21 protein-coding genes are annotated in these 23840 nt (G+C 69.1%); 18 read left to right on the top strand and 3 right to left on the bottom strand.

Annotated features, from left to right (window positions below; all coding sequences use genetic code 11):
• The 4 genes from VJ693_RS10950 to VJ693_RS10935 all read left to right on the top strand — a co-directional run.
• The coding region (locus tag VJ693_RS10950; RefSeq protein ID WP_324154040.1) for a methyl-accepting chemotaxis protein at positions 1-840 on the top strand (840 nt) is incomplete at its 5' end.
• 34 nt (positions 841-874) lie between these two features.
• Entirely contained in the window at positions 875-2566 is a 1692-nt protein-coding gene (locus VJ693_RS10945) for a methyl-accepting chemotaxis protein (protein WP_324154039.1), read from the top strand.
• A gap of 147 nt (positions 2567-2713) precedes the next feature.
• A complete protein-coding gene (locus tag VJ693_RS10940; RefSeq protein ID WP_324154037.1) occupies positions 2714-4483 on the top strand; it encodes a methyl-accepting chemotaxis protein in 1770 nt (589 codons plus the stop codon).
• 109 nt (positions 4484-4592) lie between these two features.
• Positions 4593-5123, top strand: coding sequence for a chemotaxis protein CheW (locus VJ693_RS10935; protein ID WP_324154036.1), 531 nt, complete (start codon positions 4593-4595; stop codon positions 5121-5123).
• Between the two features lie 116 nt (positions 5124-5239).
• Here VJ693_RS10935 and VJ693_RS10930 read toward each other — a convergent pair whose 3' ends face one another.
• Positions 5240-6160 (bottom strand): porin, encoded by a 921-nt coding sequence (locus VJ693_RS10930; RefSeq protein WP_324154035.1) that lies wholly within the window; start codon positions 6158-6160, stop codon positions 5240-5242.
• Between the two features lie 148 nt (positions 6161-6308).
• On the opposite strand from VJ693_RS10930, the gene VJ693_RS10925 reads away from it, so the two are divergent.
• The 7 genes from VJ693_RS10925 (at position 6309) to VJ693_RS10895 (ending at position 11442) form a co-directional block, all read left to right on the top strand.
• A complete protein-coding gene (locus VJ693_RS10925) occupies positions 6309-6983 on the top strand; it encodes a response regulator (protein ID WP_324154034.1) in 675 nt (224 codons plus the stop codon).
• A 4-nt stretch (positions 6984-6987) separates the two neighbouring features.
• Complete coding sequence (locus VJ693_RS10920; protein WP_324154033.1) at positions 6988-8442, top strand: sensor histidine kinase; 1455 nt, start codon at positions 6988-6990, stop codon at positions 8440-8442.
• The gene (locus VJ693_RS10915) at positions 8439-8828 is read left to right on the top strand and encodes a VOC family protein (protein WP_324154032.1); all 390 of its coding nucleotides are present in this window, start codon (positions 8439-8441) and stop codon (positions 8826-8828) included. Before VJ693_RS10920 ends, VJ693_RS10915 begins: the two co-directional genes overlap by 4 nt.
• Complete coding sequence (locus tag VJ693_RS10910) at positions 8825-9226, top strand: YciI family protein (RefSeq protein ID WP_324154031.1); 402 nt, start codon at positions 8825-8827, stop codon at positions 9224-9226. The genes VJ693_RS10915 and VJ693_RS10910 overlap by 4 nt, the downstream gene beginning before the upstream one ends.
• Positions 9227-9699: 473 nt before the next feature.
• The gene (locus VJ693_RS10905) at positions 9700-10374 is read left to right on the top strand and encodes a Type 1 glutamine amidotransferase-like domain-containing protein (protein ID WP_324154030.1); all 675 of its coding nucleotides are present in this window, start codon (positions 9700-9702) and stop codon (positions 10372-10374) included.
• Between the two features lie 630 nt (positions 10375-11004).
• On the top strand, positions 11005-11253 hold the full coding sequence (locus VJ693_RS10900) for a hypothetical protein (protein WP_324154029.1): 249 nt from the start codon (positions 11005-11007) through the stop codon (positions 11251-11253).
• A 45-nt stretch (positions 11254-11298) separates the two neighbouring features.
• Positions 11299-11442: a hypothetical protein gene (locus VJ693_RS10895; RefSeq protein WP_324154028.1), complete on the top strand. Its 144-nt coding sequence runs from the start codon at positions 11299-11301 to the stop codon at positions 11440-11442.
• Positions 11443-11735: 293 nt separating this feature from the next.
• On the opposite strand, the gene VJ693_RS10890 is transcribed toward VJ693_RS10895, so the two are convergent.
• On the bottom strand, positions 11736-12485 hold the full coding sequence (locus tag VJ693_RS10890; RefSeq protein WP_324154026.1) for an SDR family oxidoreductase: 750 nt from the start codon (positions 12483-12485) through the stop codon (positions 11736-11738).
• Positions 12486-12601: 116 nt separating this feature from the next.
• Here VJ693_RS10890 and VJ693_RS10885 point away from each other — a divergent pair, with 116 nt between their 5' ends.
• The 4 genes from VJ693_RS10885 to VJ693_RS10870 all read left to right on the top strand — a co-directional run bounded on the left by VJ693_RS10885 (position 12602) and on the right by VJ693_RS10870 (position 18279).
• Complete coding sequence (locus VJ693_RS10885; protein ID WP_324154024.1) at positions 12602-13606, top strand: LysR family transcriptional regulator; 1005 nt, start codon at positions 12602-12604, stop codon at positions 13604-13606.
• 53 nt (positions 13607-13659) lie between these two features.
• The gene (locus VJ693_RS10880; RefSeq protein ID WP_324154023.1) at positions 13660-14721 is read left to right on the top strand and encodes an AraC family transcriptional regulator; all 1062 of its coding nucleotides are present in this window, start codon (positions 13660-13662) and stop codon (positions 14719-14721) included.
• A gap of 126 nt (positions 14722-14847) precedes the next feature.
• On the top strand, positions 14848-16500 hold the full coding sequence (locus tag VJ693_RS10875; RefSeq protein WP_324154021.1) for a tannase/feruloyl esterase family alpha/beta hydrolase: 1653 nt from the start codon (positions 14848-14850) through the stop codon (positions 16498-16500).
• 39 nt (positions 16501-16539) lie between these two features.
• On the top strand, positions 16540-18279 hold the full coding sequence (locus VJ693_RS10870; protein ID WP_324154020.1) for an alpha/beta hydrolase family protein: 1740 nt from the start codon (positions 16540-16542) through the stop codon (positions 18277-18279).
• Positions 18280-18619: 340 nt separating this feature from the next.
• On the opposite strand, the gene VJ693_RS10865 is transcribed toward VJ693_RS10870, so the two are convergent.
• The gene (locus VJ693_RS10865) at positions 18620-19558 is read right to left on the bottom strand and encodes a LysR family transcriptional regulator (protein ID WP_324154019.1); all 939 of its coding nucleotides are present in this window, start codon (positions 19556-19558) and stop codon (positions 18620-18622) included.
• A 225-nt stretch (positions 19559-19783) separates the two neighbouring features.
• On the opposite strand from VJ693_RS10865, the gene VJ693_RS10860 reads away from it, so the two are divergent.
• The 3 genes from VJ693_RS10860 to VJ693_RS10850 all read left to right on the top strand — a co-directional run.
• Complete coding sequence (locus VJ693_RS10860) at positions 19784-20905, top strand: FAD-dependent oxidoreductase (protein ID WP_324154017.1); 1122 nt, start codon at positions 19784-19786, stop codon at positions 20903-20905.
• Positions 20906-20939: 34 nt separating this feature from the next.
• The gene (locus VJ693_RS10855) at positions 20940-22661 is read left to right on the top strand and encodes a DUF1302 domain-containing protein (RefSeq protein ID WP_324154016.1); all 1722 of its coding nucleotides are present in this window, start codon (positions 20940-20942) and stop codon (positions 22659-22661) included.
• 16 nt (positions 22662-22677) lie between these two features.
• On the top strand, positions 22678-23840 hold a 1163-nt coding region (locus VJ693_RS10850), incomplete at its 3' end, for a DUF1329 domain-containing protein (protein WP_324154015.1).

Below are 23840 nucleotides of genomic sequence, written 5' to 3'. Positions count from 1 at the left end.
GCCAGCAACGAAATCGGCCAGCTGTTCTCCTCGCTGAGCAACATCCAGCAGCACCTGTCGAACACCGTCGGCACGGTGCGCCACAGCAGCCAGCTGATCCACGGCGGTGCCGAGGGCATCGCCGAGGGCAACCGCAACCTGTCCACCCGCACCACCCAGCAGGCCGCCGCGCTGGAGGACACCGCCTCCAGCATGGAAGAGCTGACTTCCACCGTCAGCCAGAACGCCGACAACGCCCGGCAGGCCAGCCAACTGGCGGCGACCGCCGCCCAGGCCGCCCAGCGCGGCGGCGAAGTGGTCAGCGAAGTGGTCGGCACCATGGGCGATATCCGCAGCAGCTCGCACAAGGTGGCCGAGATCATCAAGTTGATCGACTCGATCGCCTTCCAGACCAACATCCTGGCGCTGAACGCCTCGGTCGAGGCGGCGCGGGCCGGCGAGCAGGGCCGCGGCTTCGCGGTGGTCGCCGGCGAGGTGCGCAGCCTGGCCGGCCGTTCGGCCGAAGCCGCGCGCGAGATCAAGTCGCTGATCGCCGCGTCGGTCGAGAAGGTCGACTCGGGCAGCCGCCAGGTACAGGACGCCGGCGCCACGATGAACGAGATCGTCGCCTCGGTGCAGCGGGTGAACGACATCATCCGCGAGATCAGCACCGCCGCCGTCGAGCAGAGCCAGGGCATCGGCCAGGTCAACTCGGCCGTCGGCCACCTCGACCAGATGACCCAACAAAACGCCGCGCTCGTGGAGCAATCCGCCGCGGCGGCCGAGAGCCTGAAGGATCAGGCCACCTTGCTGACCTCGCTGGTCGCCAAGTTCCACCTGGAAGACAACGCAGCTCACTGACAAGACCATAGCGCTCATGAGGAGCCCTTCGACCGTGGAAACCTTTCTTCGCAGTATTTCGATCCGACACCGCCTGCTCGGCGGCATGCTGGTGGTCAGCGTGCTGATCCTGGCGCTCGGCATCTGGGCCAGCATCAGCTACAAGAGCCTGCAGACGCAGACCGACGAGCTGCTCGACGCGCAGGCCACCGTCAGCCGCGACACCGGCGCGATCCTGGCCGCGTTCGACCGCATCCAGCGCTATGAACAGTCGGTGCTGCTCAACAGCAACAACCCCGTCGAAGCAGCCGAGCACAAGGCCCGCTGGGACAAGGAAGTCGCCGCGACGACCACGCTGCTGACATCCAGGACCGACGACGTCGAGCGTGCCAAGCACCTCGCCGAGGGCGCGGCCGGCCTGGCCGCCTATGCGAAGGAGGTCGGCCCCGTGCTGCAGCAGGTGGTCGACGCCAAGATCGACAGCACCGCCGGCTACGCCTATGCCCAGCGCGCCCTGCCCGATCTGGAGAAGGCCCGCACGACCTTCGCCGCGATGGTCAAGGAGACGGAAGCCCGCATCGCCGCCGAGCGCGACGAGACCAAACGCATCGGCACGATGCAATCCAACGGCCGCCTGGTCGGCGCCGCGCTGGTGCTCGGCTTCTTCTTCGCGCTGATGTGGACGGTGTCGCGCTCGATCGCCAAGCCGCTGAACGCCGCCTCGGCCTGCGCCCAGCGCATCGCGCGCGGCGACCTGTCGGAGAACATCGTCGACACCGGCAAGGACGAGGTCTCGGCCTTCGTGCGCGCGCTGGGCGACATGCAGCATTCGCTGCGCGACATCGTCGGCCAGGTGCGCGCCAGCGCCGACAGCATCTCCACCGCCAGCGCCGAGGTCGCCACCGGCAACCTCGACCTGAGCCAACGCACCGAGCACACCGCCAGCAACCTGCAGCAGACCGCCGCGTCGCTGCAGGAGCTGACCGGCAACGTGCGCCACAGCGCCGACTCCGCTGCCCAGGCCACGCAGCTGGCCTCGTCGGCCAGCCAGGTCGCCGAGCGCGGCGGCGCGGTCGTCGCCCAGGTCGTGCGCACGATGGACGAGATCAACGCCAGCTCGCGCAAGATCGCCGACATCACCGGCGTCATCGACGGCATCGCCTTCCAGACCAACATCCTCGCGCTGAACGCGGCCGTCGAAGCGGCACGCGCCGGCGAGCAGGGCCGCGGCTTCGCGGTCGTGGCCGGCGAGGTGCGCACGCTGGCGCAGCGCAGCGCCGAAGCCGCCAAGGAGATCAAGAGCCTGATCGGCTCCTCGGTCGACCGGGTCGAGAACGGTGCCCGCCAGGTGCAGGAAGCCGGCTCGACGATGACCGAGATCGTCGGCTCGGTGAAGCGCGTCAACGACATCATCGGCGAGATCACCGCCGCGTCGAGCGAGCAGAGCCAGGGCATCGGCCAGGTCAACACCGCCGTCAACCAGCTCGACCAGATGACGCAGCAGAACGCCGCGCTGGTCGAAGAATCCGCCGCCGCCGCCGAGAGCCTGAAGGACCAGGCCCAGCGCCTGATGCAGGTCGTGGCCACCTTCCGGCTCGATGGGCACGCCGCGCTCGGCGCGCCGGTCCAACCGGCCGCCCCGGTGCCGATCCCGGCCCTGACTCCAACTCCGCATCCGCTTCCGAAGGCCATCGCCGCGCCCGCGCCGGTGGTGCCGGCAGATCACGAAGAGTGGACCTCGTTCTGACGCCGCTGACGCTGTGAACCGCAGGCCGCCCCCGGGCGGCCTGTTTCTTTGCGCCCAGTGCGCCACACCGGTGCAAATTGCGCACCAAGCGGCATCGGGGGGTGCGCAACACTTCATCCGGCGCACCAACGTGCCGAAATCTTGACCATGAACAAGCTCTCTCTCGGCAGCAAGATCTGGCTTCCCGCCATCGTCACCGCCACCGTGATCGCCGGCATGGCCGCATTGACCGCCGTTCGCACCTCGCGCTCGGTCGATGCGTCGCTCGCCATCCAGGCGGTGCAACGCGAGAAGTCGGAGATCTCCGCCCAGTGGCGTGGGCTGACGCAGGCCAATGCGGCCCGCGCTTTCGCGATCCTGTCCAGCGGCGACGCCGAGCTCGGCAAGGCTCTGCAGCCCGACATCGACGCCACCTCGGCGCGCATCAGCGAGCTGCAGAAGCGGCTCGACAGCCTCACCGACTCGGCCGACGAGAAGGCCGTGCTGCAGCAGGTGGCGCAGTCCCGCACCGCCTACATCGACCTGCGCAAGCGCCACACCGCCGCCCACCAGGCCGGCCCGCTGCCACCCGAGGCCCTGACCGGCCTGCGCGACGCCATCGGCCAGTACGACCAGCGCCAGCAGGCCTTCGTGGCCCTGATGAAGCAGCAGGCCGACACCACGGCGAGTGCCACGCGCGCCGAGCGCATGAACAACGTCTGGCTGATCTCCGGCGTGCTGCTGGCGCTGTGCGGCATGCTGCTGGCCAGCGCCTGGGTCACCGCACGCTCGATCGTGCGGCCGCTGAAGGATGCCGTGAACACCACCGGGCGCATCGCCGCCGGTGACCTCTCGGTCCGGGTGGACACCTCACGCCACGACGAAGTCGGCGACCTGATGCGTGGCCTGCAGCACATGACCGAGGCGCTGCGGCGCCTGATCGCCGAGGTGCGCACCGGCGCCACCTCGATCCAATCGGCCAGCGGCGAGATCGCCAGCGGCAACGCCGATCTGTCGAACCGCACCGAGGAGACCGCGAGCAACCTGCAGCAGACCGCCAGTTCGATGCATCAGCTCACCGCCGCCGTGCGCCAGAGCGCCGACGCCGCGGCGCAGGCGAACCAGCTGGCCTCGTCGGCCGCGGCGGCCGCCGAGCGCGGCGGCGCTGTTGTCAGCGAGGTCGTCGACAACATGCAGGACATCTCGGCCTCGAGCCGCAAGATCGGCGACATCATCGGCGTGATCGATGGCATCGCCTTCCAGACCAACATCCTGGCGCTCAACGCCGCCGTGGAGGCGGCCCGCGCCGGCGAGCAGGGACGCGGCTTCGCGGTCGTGGCCAGCGAGGTGCGCAGCCTGGCGCAGCGCAGCGCCGAGGCGGCGCGCGAGATCAAGAGCCTGATCGGCGCCTCGGTCGACAAGGTCGAGCACGGTGCGAAGCTGGTGCAGGACGCCGGCACGACGATGAGCGAGATCGTCGGCTCGGTGCGCCGGGTGACCGACATCATCGGCGAGATCAGCGCCGGTGCCGCCGAACAGCGCGACGGCATCGACCAGATCAACCTGGCCGTCGGCCAGCTCGACCGGATGACACAGCAGAACGCCGCGCTGGTCGAGGAATCGGCGGCCGCCGCGGACAGCATGAAGCACCAGGCGCAGCGCCTGGCCGAAGTGGTGTCGACCTTCCGCCTGGGCGACAGCGACCGGCCGGCCACGCCGGCGCCGATCGCCCCCACCCCCACCCCCACCCCCACCGCTGCGAAGGCGACGGCGGCCCGTCCGCTGCTGGCGAAGCCGCAACCGCTGCCGGTGCCGCGCCCGCCGGCGCACGAGCGCGTGGCCACGCAGGCCATCGCCCACGCCCGCGCCGCCAGCCTGGCCAGCACCGCCGGCCCGGCCACCGCGCCCAAGGCCGACGACGACTGGGAAAGTTTCTGACCCGCCGGCGGCCACGCAGCCCTACAGATCTGCTGCCGGCCGCCGATAAATGCCCTAGAGCGCGCCCCATCGGCGCATCCATTGCCCCCGTACGCAAAGGACCGAGAACATGGACATGATCACCGAAGCCAAGCAGGTGGCCCGGCACGAGGCCGCCCGCGCGGCGGCGAAGGGCGCTGCCGCTTCGGCCACCCACGGCGAGTACCTGACCTTCCGCCTCGGCGGCGAGGAATACGGCATCGACATCCTGCGCGTGCAGGAGATCCGCTCCTACGAGCAGCCGACCCGCATCGCCAATTCGCCCGCCTTCCTGAAGGGCGTGGTCAACCTGCGCGGCGTGATCGTGCCGATCATCGACCTGCGGGTGAAGCTCAATTGCGCCACGGCCGACTTCAACGCCTTCACCGTCGTCATCGTGCTGAACATCAAGGGCCGCGTCGTCGGTGCGGTGGTCGATTCAGTGTCCGACGTGCTGGAGCTGTCGACCGAGCAGGTCAAGCCGGCCCCGTCGATGAACGCCCAGGTCGACATGAGCTTCATCACCGGCATCGCCAACGTCGGCGAACGCATGCTGATCCTGATGGACATCACCGAGCTGATGAGCGCGGCGGACATGGGGCTGATCGAGCAGGCCGTCTGAGACAAAAGGGCCCCGCCAAGCGGGGCCCTTCTTCAAGTGGCGTGCGCGGATCCGGCTACGCCGGTCCGCTGCGCGAGCCCCCTCGGGGGGCAGCCCCCGGAAGGGGGCGTGGGGGCTCAAAAGTTGTGGCGGATGCCCAGGTCGTAGCCGGTCTTCTCGGTCGTGGCCTTGCTGTCGTGGCCGACGTCGGCGTAGATCGTCGTGCGCTTGGACAGGTTGTAGTGGTAGCCCAGGCCCAGCTTCTGCACCGTGGTCGTGCCATCGACGCGCTGCACGCCGTAGGCCGCCTTGATGTCCGCCGTGCCGACCTGCCAGTTCATGCCCAGGGCGTAGCCCTTGGCCTTCACGTCGGCGTTGGTGCGGCCGTCGGCGTAGCCGGCGGTCAGGTCGACGGCACCGATCTTGTAGCCGGCCGCGAGGTTCCACTGCCGGTCGTTGTCGCCAGCCGGGTTCTCCAGGCCGGCGGCGATGAAGAACGGGCCGCTCGCGTAGCTGCCGGCAAACGAGGTCGGCTTCTCGGTGCCGCCGGTGCCGTTGCCCGCGGCCTCGGCCACCGTCGCGCCGAACTTGAAACCGTTGGTCGAGAAGTCGTAGGCCACCGAGTTGTTGACCCGCACCTTGGTGATGCCGCCGACGCGCATCGCCACGTCGCGCACCTGGGCCACCGTGTCGCCGGCAAACGGGTCGACCTTGTTCTGCACCATCAGGAACGCGGCCGTGTACTGGCGGCCCAGGCCCACGCTGCCGAAGGCACCGGACAGGCCGACCTTCGAGTAGCCCTTCCAGAACATGTCGCCGTCCTGCACGCCGGTGTCGGGGAAGAAGCGGTGCTCCATGCCGAAGAAGGCGGTCAGGCCATTGCCCAGGTCTTCGGTGCCCTTGAAGCCGATGCGGCTGTCGCCGCTGGTGGCGATTTCCTTGTCTTCGCTGCCGATGGACTTGCGAAAGCCCGCGTCGAGCTTGCCGTAGATGGTCACGTCAGCGTGGGCGGCCGCGGCCAGCCCGAAGGCGGCGAGGGCGATGGCGGTCTTTCTCATGGGTCGTTGTCTCCAGACGGGGTCGAGGGAATGTCCGGGACGGGATGCTCGGCGCGAGCGCTTGCGATCGGCTTGCAATCGGGGCTGGGGAAAGTACCGAGCGCTTGACAGCCGTTCGACAGCCCCGCCGGCTACGCTCGACGCGCGCATGACACCCCTGCCCCGACTGCTGCTGGTCGAAGACCACCCTGAACTCTCGCTCTGGATCGGGCGCGCGCTGCGCCAGGCCGGTTGCGACGTGGTCTTCGCCATCGACGGCAAGGAGGGCGAGCTGCGTCTGCGCGAAGGCGGCTTCGACCTCGTCGTGCTCGACCTGACCCTGCCCAAGCGCCCGGGCATGGCGCTGCTGCGCGAGTTGCGCACCCGCGGCGATGCCACGCCGGTGCTCATCCTGACAGCGCGCGCTGACGTGGCCGATCGGGTCGAGGGCCTGCGCGCCGGCGCCGACGACTACCTGCCCAAGCCCTTCGACCTGGCCGAGTTCGAGGCCCGCGTGCAGGCCTTGCTGCGGCGGCCGAAGGACCTGCGGCAGGATCTGCGCACCATCGGCGGCCTGAGCTTCGACGCGCGCCAGAGCGCCTTCTACCGCGACGGTGCGCCGATGCCGCTGCCAAAGAAGGAAGCCGCGCTGCTGCGCCTGCTGTTCGAGCGCCCGGGCCGCGCCGTGAGCAAGGAGTTTCTCTACGAGCAGGTGCTCGACGGCGCCTCGAGCATCGACAACGTCGAGGTCATCGTGCACCGCCTGCGCAAGCGGCTCGAGGCCTGCGGCGTGCGCATCAGCACGCTGCGCGGCCTGGGCTACATGCTGGAACGTGCGGCGTGACGTGATGAGTTCGACGCCGCGCGAGGTCGCCTCGCTGCGCAGCACGCTGCTGCGCTGGCTGCTGCTGCCGACGGTGATCCTGCTGCCACTCAGCGCGCTGTACGCCTACCGCGAGGGCGCGGCGATCGCCAACGCGGCGTACGACCGCTCGCTGCTGCTGGCGGCGCGCACGATGGCCGAGACCATCCGCGATGTCGACGGGCACCTCGTGGTCGACCTGTCGTACGCGGCGCTCGACATGGCCGAGTCGGACCTCGGCGCCCGCGTGTTCCACCGCATCACCGGCCCCGACCAGCGCCTGCTCGCCGGCTTCGACGACCTGCCGCCGGTGCCCGGCGGGATGGACCTGTCGCCCGCCTACCCGGCGCTGGTGCACTTCTACGACGCGCGCTACCGCGGCCTGCCGGTGCGCGTGGCCGCGCTGCACCAGCCGGTCAGCGAGCCCGGCTTCAACGGCATGGCCCTGGTGCAGGTGGCGGAGACGCTCGAAGCGCGCGAGCGGGTGACCCACCGCATCCTGGCGCAGGCGATTGCCAGGCAGGTGCTGCTGCTTGCGCTGGCGGTCGCGCTGATCCTGGTGGCCGTGCGGCGCGGGCTGGCGCCGCTCGACGGACTGAGGCACAACGCCGAGGCGCGCACGGTCAACGACCTGACCCCGTTCGACGAGCGCACCGCGCCGGGCGAGACGCGCGCCTTCGTGCGGGCGCTGAACCGCTACGTGGCGCGGCTGGCCGAGCTGATCACCTTGCGCAAGCGTTTCATCGAGAACGCCGCGCACCAGCTGCGCACGCCGATCGCGGTGCTGAAGACCCAGGTCGCGCTGGCCGCGCGCGAGGACGACCCGCAGGCGCTGCGCGAAATCGTGCAGGCCATGGGCGGCACGGCCGACGCGGCGGCGCGGCTGGCCAACCAGCTGCTGTCGCTGACCCGCGCCGAGCACGGCCCGGTGGCCCACCGCGAGCAGGTGGACCTCGTCGCGCTGGCGCGCCAGGTCTGCCTCGACCTCGCCCCACGCGCGGTCGGCGACGGCGCCGACCTCGGCTTCGACGAGCCGCCCGACGGCACGGCCACCGTGCAGGGCGACCCGGTGCTGCTGCAGGAGATGCTCATCAACCTGCTCGACAACGCGCTGAAGTACGCCGGCGCGGGAGAGTCCATCACCGTGCGGGTGCAGACGATGCCCGGCCAGGTGCTGCTGGTCGTCGACGACAGCGGCCCGGGCATCCCGCCGGCCGAGCGGCGCGACGCGCTGCGGCGCTTCCACCGCCCGCCCGGCCAGCCGGTGTCGGGCTCGGGCCTGGGCCTGGCGATCGTCGACGAGACCGCCGCCCAGCACGGCGGCACGGTCACCTTGGGCGAAAGCCCCTACGGCGGTCTGAGGGTGAAGGTCAGCCTGCCGGCGAGCGGCGCGGCCCGACCTACCATCGCAGGCCATCCGAATCCGGAAGGCCCAAGATGAGCATCGAACTCGACCATTCCATCGTCTCGTCGCACCACAAGCTGGAATCGGCCCGCCAGCTGGCCGATCTGCTCGGCGTGCCCTGGGGCCCGGCGGCGGCCGGCCCCTTCGCCGCCGTCTACGTCAACCCCGGCCTGACGCTGGATTTCATCGACACCGACGAGGACTTCCCCGTCCAGCACTTCTGCTTCCGCGTTGGCGAGGCCGAGTTCGACGCCATCCTCGGCCGGCTGCAGGCCGCCGGCATCCCTTACCGCTCGAACGTGCGCGGCCCGATGGACAACCAGGTCTGCACCGACTGGGGCGGCCGCAGCCTCTACTGGCAGGTGCCCGACGGGCATATGTGGGAGATGCTGACGGTGAGCTACGCGAGGCAACCGAAATGAGCGGCCCGACCGACTACCTGGTGCTCTCGCGCGGCCAATGGGACGCCACGCGGCCCAAGGAAACCATCCAGCGCGCGATCGACGATTTCTACGTCTGGTACGAGCTCGGCCTCGCGAACGGGCGCATGAAGCCCGGCCAGCGCCTCAAGGCCGAGCGCCGCAGCGTGTCCAGGCACGGCGTGATCGACGGCCCCTTCGCCGAGGCCAAGGAGGTCATCGGCGGCTACTGGTTCATCGTCGCCCGCAGCCTCGACGAAGCCGCGGCCATCGCCGCCGAGAACCCATGCCTAGCCTGCGGGCTGGAGCTGGAGATTCGCGAAGTCGACCCAGAACGCGCGAGCGCGTGGGCCATCACGAACGAGACGCCGATGCCCCAAGGCTGTAACCGATCAGGATGACCCGCTGAAACCTCGCGCGAACTTCGTCGATGAAGCGACGCAGATGCTCGGGTTCCCACTCGCCCCCTGCCTCCAGTTGAGGGCAGATGACGCTGCAGTTCGTCGACGCCCGACCGTCTGCGAGCATCGCTGGCAGCCCATAGCGCTTCACGAGGGACAGATCCTCCCCGCGCACTCCGGCGCCGTGCAAATACACGACTGCGGCTGTAGTGCGCGCGTGACTGGTTGGCACAAATTCCAACGCGCGAAAGGGACTGACCAGATTCGTGTGCCGTATTTCGTTCATTGGGGTACACGAATCGCATTGGCGCGGCCCGCTGGAGTCACAGCGACGTAGACCATGGGGGCAGTCTACGAGCTACGCTGGACGACGTGGCTTGTCGCGACCGGCCCAGATCGGCCAACAGCGGACGTCAGGCAACGACCAGATCACTTAGACTTGGATCGCCCCGCGCGCGACTCAGAGGAGCAACGTGAAGCTTCTTCTCACTTCCGCAGGTATCCAGAACGCGAGTATTCATAACGCGCTGCTGGATCTGTTGGGCAAACCGATCGCCGAATGCACGGCGCTGTGTATCCCGACCTCGCACTATGGGCACCCGCAGGGCACCCCGGCGGGTGCGTGGCGATTCATCACCGGCCAGTCCCCCTGCCCGATGGTTGAACTTGGATGGAAGTCTGTAGGCGTGCTGGAACTCACCGCACTCCCCTCCATCGATAAACAGCGTTGGATCCCGTGGGTCCGCCAGGCGGATGTCCTGCTGGTAGATGGGGGCGACGCCGTTTACCTTGGTTACTGGATGCGGCAGTCCGGGTTGGCAGACCTGCTGCCGTCGCTCAAAGAAACCGTTTGGGTTGGCCTGAGCGCGGGCAGCATGGTGATGAGTCCGCGTGTCGGCGACGAATTCGTCGCCGCCAAGCCGTCCATCACCGGAGACGACCGCACCCTGGGCGTAGTCGATTTTTCGATCTTCCCGCACTTGGACAACCCCCACATGCCGGAGAACACCATGGCCGAAGCGGAGAAGTGGGCGGCGCGCATCGAAGGGCCTGCCTATGCGATCGATGAGGAGACGGCGATCTTGGTGGTCGACGGCCACGTGGAAGTGATATCGGAAGGCCGTTGGAAGTTCTTCAGCAAGCATTGAGATGCTGCGCTGGCCTTTGCGTGGCTCTGACATGACCAGGACCAAATCCCCGTATCGAAGGTCAAGGCAAATGTGTCGCCGAAGTCTGCTACGGGTCGGGAGGACACTTCGCCCGTCCGCTTTGCGGCAGGTCTCTTGCACTTCCCTCGACGCGAGGCCTTGGATGGCGACTGGAAAGCAGCCGCTCGCCACGAGGTTAGTTCAACGCGCGGGAGGGATGAATGACCGCTTCGGAGAACTGCCCATTGGCACGCCCTCGAGGGTGCTAAGGACGTAGTGCCGTAAAGCGGACGTTCAACTTCGCCATCCGGCCACTAGCGGTCAGGTGGCCAGATTGGTCGAAGCGGTCTCTCAAGCCTTTCAATCAGACATTCGCCCGCGAAAAGCGGCGTCCGCTGCGTAGGAAAAGGCGGCCACTGCCGCTGTGGCATCCAAGCGTTCTGCCAAAGGGAGAGATATATGCGGAGGCCCTCGATCGTGATCCCGGCGGATTGACTGGCAACTGCGCCGTTGTTCGCCCCGTTGTTACTTGGCCTGCGCCCATAGACTGATCCAAGTTGCATTGGTCTCGCATTGAACCGCCAGATAGAGCGGTCCGGAATCCTCGAGTCTTCAACAGGGAATGGTCCAATGAGTCACAGCTTCCACGGCACCCGCCGCGACAGTTTGCCTTCGTTCATCGAGCGTCTCGGTCAAACTGTTCACCTCTCACCGGATGTACGCCGCTCGGCGCAGGCACTGCGCGAAGCGCTCGACGAGCTTCTGCGCCTGGGAGATGCCCCGCACGAGGCGAATCCGTTCGAAGACATGGAATTGCCGGCCCAAGTCCTCACGATGCCAGGTGACTTGTGGGTCAGCTCCGACACCAGCGAAGGTTGAGCACGGAGGTGGCCCGAAGGTCCGATGGCGATCATGAGGGCTCCTGTGCTGCTGTACGTGGTGCTGGGCTTCGTGTTCCTTAACCTAGGAACCGCGCAGCGGATGAGCGCCAACCGGCTCGTTGGCACGTTGGTCGGGGCCGTCATCGCGGCGGGTCTTGGGCTCGCATCCTGGTTCGTTCTGTTCTAGGCGGCCGCGGGAGGGGGCCGTGCCTGACAGAGCATTGCCCTCCATCGCCTCATTCAAAGCGCTGAGAGTCAGCTGTGGGTCGAGGCTTGACAGCCGGCTCGGCGAACTCGCCGCCTGAAACCCGTCTGCCAATTTGGTGACGCCGGTCAGCTGAAGTTCGCGGGCGCCGGTCCCGGGCCAGGAGCGGTCGCTCCGACGACGCGCCGCAGTGGCGAACGCTCACCCGAGGCAGGCGGGACACGACGGTGGGCTGCGAACGCAGCCCATCGCGACGCGGTCTCGACCGCCGCCTGTCAGACCTGCGCGATCCCTCCGTCCACAACGTACTCGGACCCGGTCACGAAGGACGCGTCGTCCGAGAGCAGGAAGGCCGCCACCGCGGCCACCTCGTCGGGCCGGCCGAATCGGCCCAGCGGCACCTGCTGCAGCACCGCCTGGCCGAACTCGGCCACCGCCGTGGCGGGCATGCCCGTGCGGTCGAAGAAGGCGGTCTCGATCGGCCCGGGGCTCACCGCGTTGACGCGGATGCCGCGAGGCGCCAGTTCGCGCGCCAGCACGCGGGTCAGCGTGCGCACGGCCCCCTTGGTCGAGGCGTAGATCGCCATCGACCCGAATCCCTTCTCGCGCGCCACCGAGGTGTTCAACAAGAGCGCGCCGCCTTCGGCCAGCAGCGGCGACAAGGCCTTGGCCTGCAGCAGAGGACCGCGGACATTGACGGCGTACTGTGCGTCGAACTCGTCGGCCGTCACGCCTTCCAGCGGCTGGAAACGGCCGAAGCCGGCATTGAAGAAGGCGCCGTCCAGCCGTGGTGCGAGGGTCTGGATGGCTGTGGCCAGAGCCTCCGACGCAGCCGGATCGGCCGCGTCGTTCTGCAGGTAGTGGGCGCGGTCACCAAGCACCGCACGGGCGGCCTCGAGCGACGCTGACCGCGAGCCGGTGACGATGACCCGGGCGCCTTCGTCGGTCAGGCGGCGCGCCGTGGCCAGGCCGATGCCGCTGGTACCGCCGGTGACGAGCAGGGTCTTGTGAGCAAAGCGTGACATGGTCGAAGTCCTTTGATGGGAGGCGGTCGGGCCGCCTCGGGTGGGTTGCCGCGCCGCCAGGGGCGGCGACGTGTGGACTACGATAGGCTGCCGATCTGCACAAGGAAATTCCGAAATTGGGCAAGAAGAACTTGCGCACACGCACAAGCGCGCTGGACTGGAACGACCTGCGAACGGTGCTGGCCGTGGCCCGGGCGGGCAGCCTGAACGGAGCGGCCCGCGAGCTGGCGCTGCGCCACTCCACGGTCTTCCGCCGCATCGAGGAGGCCGAGGCACGCATCGGCGCGCGGCTCTTCGATCGCTCGCGCACGGGCTGGCGGGCCAATCTTCAGGGCGAGGCCGTGGCAGCCGCGGCAGCGGAGATGGAGGCCGCGGCGCTGGCTGCCGAGCGTGCGATCAGCGGTGCCGACGCCCGTATGGAAGGCGTGATCCGCTTGGCCACAAGCGAGATGCTGGCGGGCTATCTCTTGCCATCGCTGCTGCAGCGCTTCCTTGCCGGGCATCCGGGCATCGAGATCGAGGCCGACGTCTCCAACCGTGCCGTCGACCTCACGCGGCGCGAGGCTGACCTGGCGCTGCGGGCAACCGACCGGCCGCCGGAGTCGATGGTCGGGCGCCAGGTGGCCGAGCTGCGCTACGCCATCTATGCCGCGCGAGCGCTGCTGCCGCGGCGCGGCGGACAGCCGGTGCTTCAGGATCTGCCCTGGATCGGTTTCGACGACCGCATTGCCTACACCGGCATTGCGCAATGGTTCAGCCAGGCGCTGCCGGAGGTGCGTCCGCGGATGAAGTCAGATTCGCTGCCGGCCATGCTCATGGCCGCCGCCGCCGGCTTGGGCGCCGTCGCGCTGCCGATGTTCGCCGCGGCCCAGGAGCCGCGACTGCTGCGCATCACGCCGCCGATCGAGGGACAGTCCATGGGCCTGTGGCTGCTGCACCATCCCGACGTGCGCGGCAACGCCCGTGTGCGCCTGCTGATGCAGTGGCTGGCGGACGCCGTGCCGAAGGAACTGGCGCAACAAGCGGCAGGCGGCAAGGTTTGGCCCTGCTTTGCGGCCTGCCCGCTCGACAGGAGACGCCGGCGCCGGTCCGTGGTCGCCGATCCACTTCAGCCCTTCTAAGGTTCCGCTCTCGCCAGCGTCCATGATCGGGTTCGAGTTGGGTGCTCCCGGTGATGACAGCCAGCTTCCAGGCGACCCACCATGAGGGCTCGACCTACGTGGCTGACTACGACGCAGGCTCGGACGAGGCCCGCACCCATAGGCCGCAGCAGGCGGCGGCCGTCACCTACCCCGGTTCGCCTTGCGATCGCGCGCCGTGCACCGGGCCTACTACGGATGCGGACATCCGGATGTCGAGGTTAGAGTTCCTGGATCGCTTCGTCGCCATGCGCATTGCTCCCCTGCCCGGTCCCCGAGGTCTCTACAACGTGTCGGTGATGCCTCGCTTCCTGCTAGACAGCAGCGAGGTCGGCTGGCAGGGGGCCTATTTCACCGACATTGACGGTGCGGCCGAGGGCGCCGTCGATCACGGCCACCAGCGCTACTGCATCCAGCGCGGCATGCATCACGAGGCTCGCCGCGCTCTCGGCACACGGGAATGGCATCGGTTCGCCGCCGGGTTCTCGGTTTGGCGCGAAGGTGACGAGCAGCACTTCGACTGGCGCGACGGTGGGCGCTCGCAGTTCCTCTTCGTGGCGCCTGCGCTGGTCGAATCGGTGTTTGGCGAAGCGCGTCGATTGGCGCCTGTCGGTCACCGTGAGCCCGCACGCACACGCGTCCTGGAGCTGGTCTTCGACGCACTTCAGGCCGATCTGGCCCAGGGCAGTCCGGCGGGCCCGCTGGTGGGCGAGTCGCTGATCACCGCGCTGCTGGCCCACCTCGGCGGGTTGCAACAGCCGAACATCCTGGCGCCAACGAGCCGTGCCTGTGCTCGCGCGATCGAATTGGTCGAGACACGTTTCGCAGAGCCGGTGACTCTGCAAGAGCTTGCTGAAGCGTCGGGCCTGGGCCAGCGACAGTTGTGCCGCGCGTTCCGCGATGCCACCGGGCTTTCGCCGCACCAGTACCTACTGCGCTGCCGTGTTGACCATGCGAAACGTCTGATCGCGCAGGGCTTGGCCCTGGCCGAGGTCGCCTTGCAGTGCGGCTTCGCCGACCAGAGCCAGCTGACCCGCACCTTCGTGCGCCACGTCGGAACGCCGCCGGGCCGCTACCGAAGCAGTATCGGACGCTGACGTCCGGATTCGACAAAACCTGCCCGGCGCGACAAGACGAGCGCCGCGCGCCTGCGTAGATTGCCTCCAACCGATCGGCTCGTTCGAGGCTGTCCGATCGGCAACGACAACGATCGGAGACACATCATGCGCAAATTCAGCCTGGCCGCGCTCGTCGCGGCGAGCAGCCTGCTGGCCGGCTGCAGCGGCGGGTCCGACGACCCGACCGTCCTCGCCTGCGGCGACCTGACCACGGCCAACCTGAAGATCCCGAACCTGCAGGTGGCCAGCGCCGTCGAAGTGGCGGCATCGGGCGCCTTGCCCGCCCACTGCAAGGTCAACGGTTCGCTGAACGCGCGCACCGGCATCGACGGCAAGTCCTACGCGATCGGCTTCGAGCTGCGCACCCCCTTGCCGGCGGCCTGGAACGGCAAGTTCTTCTTCCAGGGCGGCGGCGGCACCAACGGCTTCATCGTGCCGGCCACCGGCAACCTGCTCAACGCGCCGACCGGCACGGCCCTGGAGCGAGGCTATGCGGTCGCCAGCACCGATGGCGGGCACGACACCGGCCAGTCCGACTCGACGTTCGCGATCGACCCTCAGGCGCGCAGCGACTACGGCTACAACGCGGTCGGCCAGGTCACCGTGACCGCCAAGCAGATCATCCAGGCCCGCTTCGGCAGGAGCCCCGCGCGCTCGTATCTGCTCGGCTGCTCGAATGGCGGCCGCGATGCCATGGTGGCCGCCTCCCGTTTCGCCGACCAGTTCGACGGCTACGTCGCCGCGGACCCCGGCTTCAACCTCCCCAAGGCCGCGATCGCCGAGGCCTGGGACACGCAGCAGTTCATGTCGGCCGCGACGACGGGCCAGCTGCCCAAGGACGCGTTTCCGACCACTGCCATGAGCCTGCTGGCGCAGAAGATCCTCGCCAAGTGCGACGCGCTGGACGGCGTGGCCGACGGCATGGTCAACGACCGCGCCGCCTGCCAGTCGGCGTTCAACCTGGCATCCGATGTGCCCACCTGCACGGGCGGTCCCGCTGCCGACTGCCTGACGGCCGCGCAGAAGAGCGCGCTGCAGAACGTCTTCGCGGGCGCGCGCGACACCGCCGGGCAGAGCCTGTACGCAAGCTGGCCCTGGGATGCGGGCGTGGCGGGTCAGAACTGGCGCTTCTGGAAGCTCGACGCCGGCTTCGCCCCGCTGCCCTTCAACACGCTGATCGGCGCAGGCGCCATGGGCTTCATCTTCACCTCGCCGCCCGATGCGCCGGATCTCTCTGACGGCGGGCTGGGCTACCAGCTCGGCTTCAGCATGGACACCGGTGCCCCGAAGATCTTCGCCACCACCGCGACCTACAAGGAGTCGGCGATGGACTTCATGACCCCGCCGAACCCGACCGAGCTGGCCACGCTGAAGGCGCGCGGCAAGCTGATCGTCGTGCACGGCACGGCCGACCCGGTGTTCTCGCCCAACGACACGATCGCCTGGTACGACGCGCTGAGGGCGAAAGACACCAGCGCGGCGGACTACGCCCGTCTGTTCCTTGTGCCCGGGATGAACCACTGCGCCGGTGGGCCCGCGACCGACCGCTTCGACATGCTCACGGCGCTGGAGGACTGGGTCGAGAAAGGCACGCCGCCTGCATCGGTGCGGGCGACGCTGAACGCCGCCGACCCCGATGTCATCGCCGCCGGTTGGCCGGCCACGCGCAGCCGGCCGCTGTGCGCCTACCCGAAGCAGGCCATGCTCAAGACCGGGGCCACGGATACCGAAGACGCCGGCAGCTTCGAGTGCCGCTGAGGGCGCTGCCCATCCCCCCGCTCTTCCAGCGAGACCAAGATGAACCCGCCCCACACCCCGCCCAAGTCCTCGGCCCGGCTGCTCTGGGCCGGCCTGCTGCTCGTGATCGCCGGCGTCCTTCTCGCACACTTCGTCCAGACGGCGGGCGGCGTGCGCATCCAGGACGTGCGTTTCACCGGCACCAACGGCACGCCGATGAGCGCGCACCTGTACGTGCCGCCGAACGCCACCGCAAAGACCCCGGCTCCCGGCGTGCTGGCCGTGCACGGCTACTTCAACTCGCGCGAGGCGCAAAGCGGCTTCGCCATCGAGTTCGCGCGCCGCGGCTATGTGGTGCTCGCGCTCGACCAGACCGGCCACGGCTACAGCGCGCCGCCGGCCTTCGCCAACGCCTTCGGCGGCATCGACGGCCTGAAGTACCTGCGCAGCCTGGACATCGTCGACAAGGACAACATCGGCCTCGAGGGCCACAGCATGGGCGGCTGGGCGGTCGTCAACGCCGCCGCCGCCATGCCAGACGCGTACAAGGCCCTTGTGCTCGAGGGCTCCAGCACGGGCAAGCCTTTCGCCCCGGAGGGCACGCCGGAGTTCCCGCGCAACCTGGCTGTGGTGTTCAGCCGGTACGATGAGTTCCCCGGCATCATGTGGAACGTCCCCACTGCAGCAGAGGTCTCGAACAGCAAGAAGCTGCAGTCGGTGTTCGCCACCGACGCGCCCGTCGAACCGGGCCGCGTCTACGGATCGTTGGAGGCCGGCACCGCACGTGTGCTCTACACACCAGCCATCACCCACCCGATGGACCACATCTCGCCCACCGCGATCGGGCATGCCGTCGACTGGTTCCAGCGCACGCTCAAAGGCGGCAGCCCGAAGCCGGCCGGCGACCAGGTCTGGTACTGGAAGGAGGCCGGCACGCTGCTGGCGCTGATCGGACTGGCGGTGTTCGTCCTCGGCACCATCGACGTTCTATTGCGGGTGCCGGCCTTCTCGTCGCTTCGGAGCCCCGCGTCTGCGCCGGCAGCCGGACCGGCGACGCGCGGCGCGCGCTGGTGGACCGCCCTGCTGTTCGGCGCCGTGGTGCCGGCGCTGAGCTTCCTGCCGCTGTGCCGGCTGGGCGGTGTCCTGCTGCCGGCGTCACCGTGGCTGCCGCAGCTGTTCTCCAACGAGATCGCCTTCTGGGCACTGGGCAACGCCTTGATCGTGCTGGTGGCCGCGCGCCTGACCCGTGCCCCGGGCGCGTCGCTCGGCCCGCTGGTGACGCAGCCGCTGCGCGCGTTGTCCTTCGCGGCGACAGTGTTCGTGCTGGCCTATGCGCTCGTGGCCACGGTGCAGTTCGTCTTCAACCTGGACGTCCGCATCTGGTTCATCGCCCTCAAGCCCATGAGCCGCTGGCAGGCGGGTGCCTTCCCGGTGTACCTGGTGGCGTTCGCCGTGTACTTCGTCATCACGCTGCGCGTGCTGCACGCCATCATCACCCCGGCGGTGGCGGGTGCGGCAGGGCAGTACCTGGCGGCCTTCGCGGCGCTGGGCGGCGGCTTCGTCGCCTTCCTGTGCCTGCAGTACGGGCTGATGCTGTCGACGCACCGGATGCTCGAGTTCCACATGTTCGACGCTCTGCGCACCATCATCTCGATCAATTTCGTGCCACTGCTGGCCTTCGTGGCCGCGGTCTCGACCTTCGCCTGGCGGCGCACCGGCAACTACCTGCCCGGTGCGCTCGTCAGCGCGGCATTCGTGGCCTGGTACGTGGTGGTCGGACAGGCGACACAAGCGCCCTGAATCAACGTCCGTGCGCATACCGGCGGGCTCACACCCGCCGGCCGTCGGTCAGCGCGTGCGCGAACATGCGCCAGCAGTGCGACGATGTGACCTTGGGTCGGACCCGTAGCTACCGCCCAAGGCGTCGGGGCGCGACCCGAGGCGGCATCAGATTGACCGAGTCCCATCTCGGCATCGAATGCACACATGCCGCAAGCCCCGGCCTGACCGTTGACATTCGTCGTGACAGCTGGACTGGCCAGCGGCCGGTCTCTGCAGCGTCCGCGAACTGGTGGTCCCGGCCAAGAACCGTCGTTTTCCCCGAGGGTCACAAAGCCGACAGTCGCCGTCGTGTAGCGACTCAAGTGCTGGCCGAGGCCCCAGCCCCGACGGCCGGTAGCGCCTGCGCAGCCTGCTTCATCACGTCGCGCAACCACAGCAGCCCGGGGTCCAGCGAGCGGTGCTTGTGCCACTGCATCGCCTGCTCGAAAGGCGGCATCGGCAGCGGCAGAGGCATCAACTTGATGGGCAGCGCAGGCTCGACGGCCCGCGCGAGCATCGAGTGCACCGTCGCGACACGCTCGGTGCCGACGACGAGGAAGGGCAGCGCCGCGAAGCTGTAGGTCGTCAGCTCGATGCGGCGCGAGAGCCCGAAGCGCTGCACGAACCAGCTCTCGAACGCGGGCTTGTCGGTGTCCACCGGCTGCATCACGACGTGGCCGGCGGCCGCATAGTCCTCGAAGCTCAGGCCGCGGCGCGCGTGGCTGCTCTCGCGCCAGACGGTGCAGACGAACTCGTCGTTGAACAGCATGTCAGTCGGATGGTCGGGCGAGACATACGCCTTGGGGATCACGAGCAGGTCGGCCTCGCCACGCTCGAGCGCACGCGCCGGATACGCCACCTGCGGCTGCAGTCGGAAGCGCACCGTGCTGCGCTGGCGCGCGGCGATCTCGAGCACGCGCGGCAGCAGCACCTCCATTGAGTAGTCGGAGATGCACAGGCGAAACTCGCGGTCCGAGCTCGTGCACTCGAACTGCGGCTGCGCGGCGATCGAGGTGTCGATGCGCACCAGCACGTCGCGCACCGCCTCGCGCAGCGTCTCGGCGCGCGGCGTCGGCTCGAGGCGCCGACCGACCTGCACCAGCAGCTCGTCCTCGAAGTAGTCGCGCAGCCGGCCGAGCGCGTTGCTCATCGCCGATTGCGACAGGTGCACACGCTCGGCGGCGCGCGTGATGCTGCATTCGGTCAGCAGCGCGTCGAGCGCGACGAGCAGGTTGAGGTCGAGTTTGTTGAAGCGCATGGGTCGAGGGTTAACCCGAAAAGTATTCAGCGCGTCGATGCGATGCATCCGCACAAACCATTTTGCTGAATGACCTGCGCTTCGTAACCTCTCGTCAACCCGATCCCCGAGGACGCGCCGGGCGCAGACCGGCCCTGGGGACAGTCAAACCACGACACGGAGACAACGAATGGCTAGCGGCCATGCGAAGGGCGAACTCACGCCTGCGATGCACGAGGTGCTGCGATGACGCAGCGCCAGATGCGCGTCTGCGTGATCGGCGCCGGGCTCGCCGGCCTGTGCTGCGCGCTCGCCGCGGCCAGCCGCGGGCTGCGCGTGCAGCTGCTCGACGAAGCGGCCGAGCCGCGTGCGCTGGCCGCGCACGTCGAGGTCGTGCCGAACATGCTGCGCGATCTCGTCGCCTTGGGCGTGGGCGACGACTGCGTGCGCGCCGGCTTCCCATACCGCGGCATCGACGTGATCGATCGCCACGGCCGGCACCTGCACGAGCTGCCGACCGAGCGGCTCGCCGGCCCGCGCTTTCCGGCCGCGCTCGGCATCCGCCACGACGAACTGCATCGCCTGCTCGAGCGCGCGGCGCTGGCGCGTGGCGTCGCGCTGCGGCGCGCGTGTCGTGTGCAGGCGGTGCACGAACAGGCCGGTGTCGCGCAGATCGTGATCGACGGGGGCGGCTCGGTCGAGGCCGATCTCGTCGTGCTGGCAACCGGCGCGCGCAGCGGGCTGCCGTGTGCGTTGTTCCCGCACGCGGCGCCGGCGGACGACCTGCCGCAGGCCTGGTGGTACACGGTGCTGCCGCGGCCGGTCGATCTCGACCGCCCGTTGATCGCCTTCGGCGCCGCGAGCCGGCGGGCGGTAATGGTGCCGGTGCGCCATGACCAGGCCGGGCTCGCGCTGACCGAGCCGAGCGTGGCGCCCGCGGGCATCGCGCCGGACGCACATCTGCGCGCCGCGCTGTCCGCGTTCGCGCCGCGCCTGCGCGCGCTCGCGCCGCAGCTCGATCAGCACACGCCGATCACGCTTCGGCCGGCCCGCTCGGCCTTGCTCGAGATGCCCTGGCACCGCGGCGCCGTGCTCGCGGTCGGCGACTGCGCGCACGCGCTGCCGCCGCACTTCGGCCAGGCCGCCGCACAGGCCGTCGAGGACGCGCGCGTGCTCGCCGACCTGCTCGAGGCCGACGTGAACCGCGCGCAGCTCTTCGAGGCCTTCGAGCGCCGGCGCGCCGAGCGTGTGCGGCGCGTGCACGAGATCACCACCACCGCGGCGCGCTGGGACCTGCAGCCCGACAGCACCGCCGACCTGAGCCTGCTGATGGAGCGGCTCGCGCAGACCGTGGCGCAGCCGGCATGACGACAAGCATTTCCACCGAGACAAGGAGACACCGATGAGAACCATCCACGCGCTGCGACCGACAGCGCTCGCCGCCGCCGCGGCGCTGGCCTGCAGCGCGCAGGCCTTCGAGATCGACACCGGCAGCCCGGACTGGTCCGTGCGTTGGGACAACAGCGTGCGCGCGAGCACGAAGTTCCGCACCGAGTCGGCCGACCCGGCGCTGAAGGATTCGTTCCGCCAGGTGCCGACCGGCGCGCCGCCGCCGGCGCCGCCCTCGTTTGCGTTTCCCCAAGCGCTGAACTTCAACGCCGGCGACCAGAACTTCCAGGACAAGGGCCTGGTGTCGGCGCGTGGCGACCTGCTGTCCGAGTTCGATGCCGTCTGGCGGCGCGACTTCGGCCTGCGCCTGAGCGCGGCCGCCTGGTACGACGGGCTGCTGCATCGCAAGACGAAGGCCGACAACGACCCGACGATCGGCCAAATGCCGTTCGACGAGTTCCCGGGTCGCACGAAGAAGATGGCCGGCGAGAACGCCGAGCTGCTCGACGCCTTCGTGTTCGGCGGCTGGCAACTTCCCAACGGCATGAAGCTGACGACGCGCCTGGGCCGCCATGCGCTGCAGTATGGTGAGAGCCTGTTCTTCGGCGACAACGGCATCGCGCGCGCGCAGGGTCCGGTCGACATCGACAAGCTGCTCGCGTCGCCGAACGCGCAGTTCAAGGAGATCATCCGCCCGGTGCCGCAGCTGTCGGCGCAGCTGCAGATCAGCCCCGAGGTCTCGGTCGGCGGCTACGTGCAGTTCCGCTGGGAGGAAGACCGGCTCGCGCCCGCGGGCAGCTACTTCTCGACCGCGAACGTGCCGTGGGGCTCGCAACAGCCGGAGTTCGTCAGCATCCCGGCCGGCACGCCGATCTCGGGCAACTACGTGCTGACGACGGGCGCGGACCAGAAGCCGAAAGACTCGGGCCAGTTCGGCCTGCAGCTGAAGTGGCGCCTCGGCGAGACCGACCTCGGCGCCTACGTCGCGCGTTTCCACGACAAGTCGGGCCAGCTGTACGGCAACCTGAATCCCGCCGCGCCGCCGGGCCCGGACGGCACGCTGCCGGGCACGTGGTTCTACAAGTTCCCTGCCAACGTCAAGACGGCCGGCGTGAGCGCCTCGCATACGTTCGGCGATTTCAACGTCGCCGGCGAAGCCTCGGTGCGCGACGACATGCCGCTGCGCAGCACCAACATGATCTACCCGGGCGGCTTCGGCGCGCCGCAGCCGCAGCCGGCGTTGGGGCGCACGGCGCACCTGAACCTGTCGACGCTCGCGACCTTCGGGCCGAGTCTCATCGCCCGCGAGTCGAGCCTGGTCGCCGAGATCGCGTGGAACCGCGTGCTGTCCAAGGACGACCCGAACGGCGAGCTCGACAAAGCCGCCACGCGGGACGCGACCGCGCTGCAGTTCATTTTCACGCCGAGCTACCGCCAGGCCTTGCCCGGGCTGGACCTGAGCGTGCCGGTCGGCCTGCGCTACGTGATCGACGGCAACTCGTCGGTCACCGGCGCCGGTTGGGGCGCGAAAGACACGGGCACCGCGACCCTCGGCCTCGAAGGGGCCTACCTCGGCGACTGGCAGTTCGCGCTGAGCTACACGCACTACCTCGGCAAGGCCGTGCCGTTCGTCGACTTCTCGCCGATCCTGACCGGCGGCACGCCGGTCTACGGCCGCGGCAACCCGCTGGCCGACCGCGACCACCTGGCGCTGTCGCTGCGCCGCACGTTCTGAACACTGGAGTTTCCCGATGACGACGCTCACCCGCATCACCCTGGCCGCGTGCATGGCGCTGGCCTTCGCCCCGGCCGGCGCCGCCGTGTCGGCCGACGAAGCCGCGAAGCTGAAGACCGAGCTGACGCCCTTCGGCGCCGAGAAGGCCGGCAACAAGGACGGCAGCATCCCCGCGTGGACCGGCGGCCACACCACGCCGATCGCCGGCGACAAGGCCGGCGGCCGACGCGGCGACCCCTTCAAGGACGAGAAGCCGCTGTTCTCGATCAGCGCGAAGAACGCCGACCAGTACGCCGACAAGCTCAGCGACGGGCAGAAGGCGATGCTGAAGAAGTACCCCGACAGCTACCGCATCGACGTCTACAAGACCCATCGCACCGCGGCCGCGCCGCAATGGGTCTACGACAACACGCTGAAGAACGCAACCCGCGCTAAGCTCAATGGCGACGTGGTCGAAGGCGCCTACGGCGGCATTCCGTTCCCGATCGCGAAGACCGGCGCCGAGGTGATCTGGAACCACATGCTGCGCTGGCGCGGGACCTCGTGGGAGTTCAACGTCGACCAGTACCAGCTGACCGCCGACGGCAAGGCCGTGCTGACGACCGACGGCCGCGCCGAGCAGCAGATGCCGTACTACTTCAACGACGGCAGCGCCGAGGCCTTCGCGAAGAGCAACGACTTCTGGCTGATCCGGCTCGTCAACGCCGGCCCGCCGATCCGCGCGGGTGAAGCCGTGCTCGGCCGCGAGAACCTCGACGGCAGCAAGAGCCAGGCCTGGGTCTACCTGACCGGCCAGCGGCGCGTGCGCAAGCTGCCCAACCCGTGCTGCGACACGCCGACCCCGGCCGCGGCCGGCGTGATGAGCTTCGACGAGATCGAGGTGTGGACCGGTCGTCTCGACCGCTTCGACTGGAAGCTCGTGGGCAAGCAGGAGATGTTCATCCCCTACAACGCGAACCGCTTCCTGCAGCCCAAGACCGACGCCGAGGTCATCACGAAGAACCACTTCAACCCCGACCACATGCGCTGGGAGCTGCACCGCGTGTGGGTGGTCGAGGCGAACCTGCGCGCCGGCCAGCGCCACCAGGCACCGAAGAGCCGCTACTACTGCGACGAGGACACCTGGATCTGCGTGCTCGGCGACCGCTGGGACGCGCAGGGCCAGCTGTGGAAGACGCT

The organism is Ideonella sp., assembly GCF_035254525.1.
Classification (GTDB): domain Bacteria; phylum Pseudomonadota; class Gammaproteobacteria; order Burkholderiales; family Burkholderiaceae_C; genus Ideonella.
Note: the sequence above shows the minus strand (reverse complement) of the source record. Positions and strands in the feature narration are given on the sequence as shown.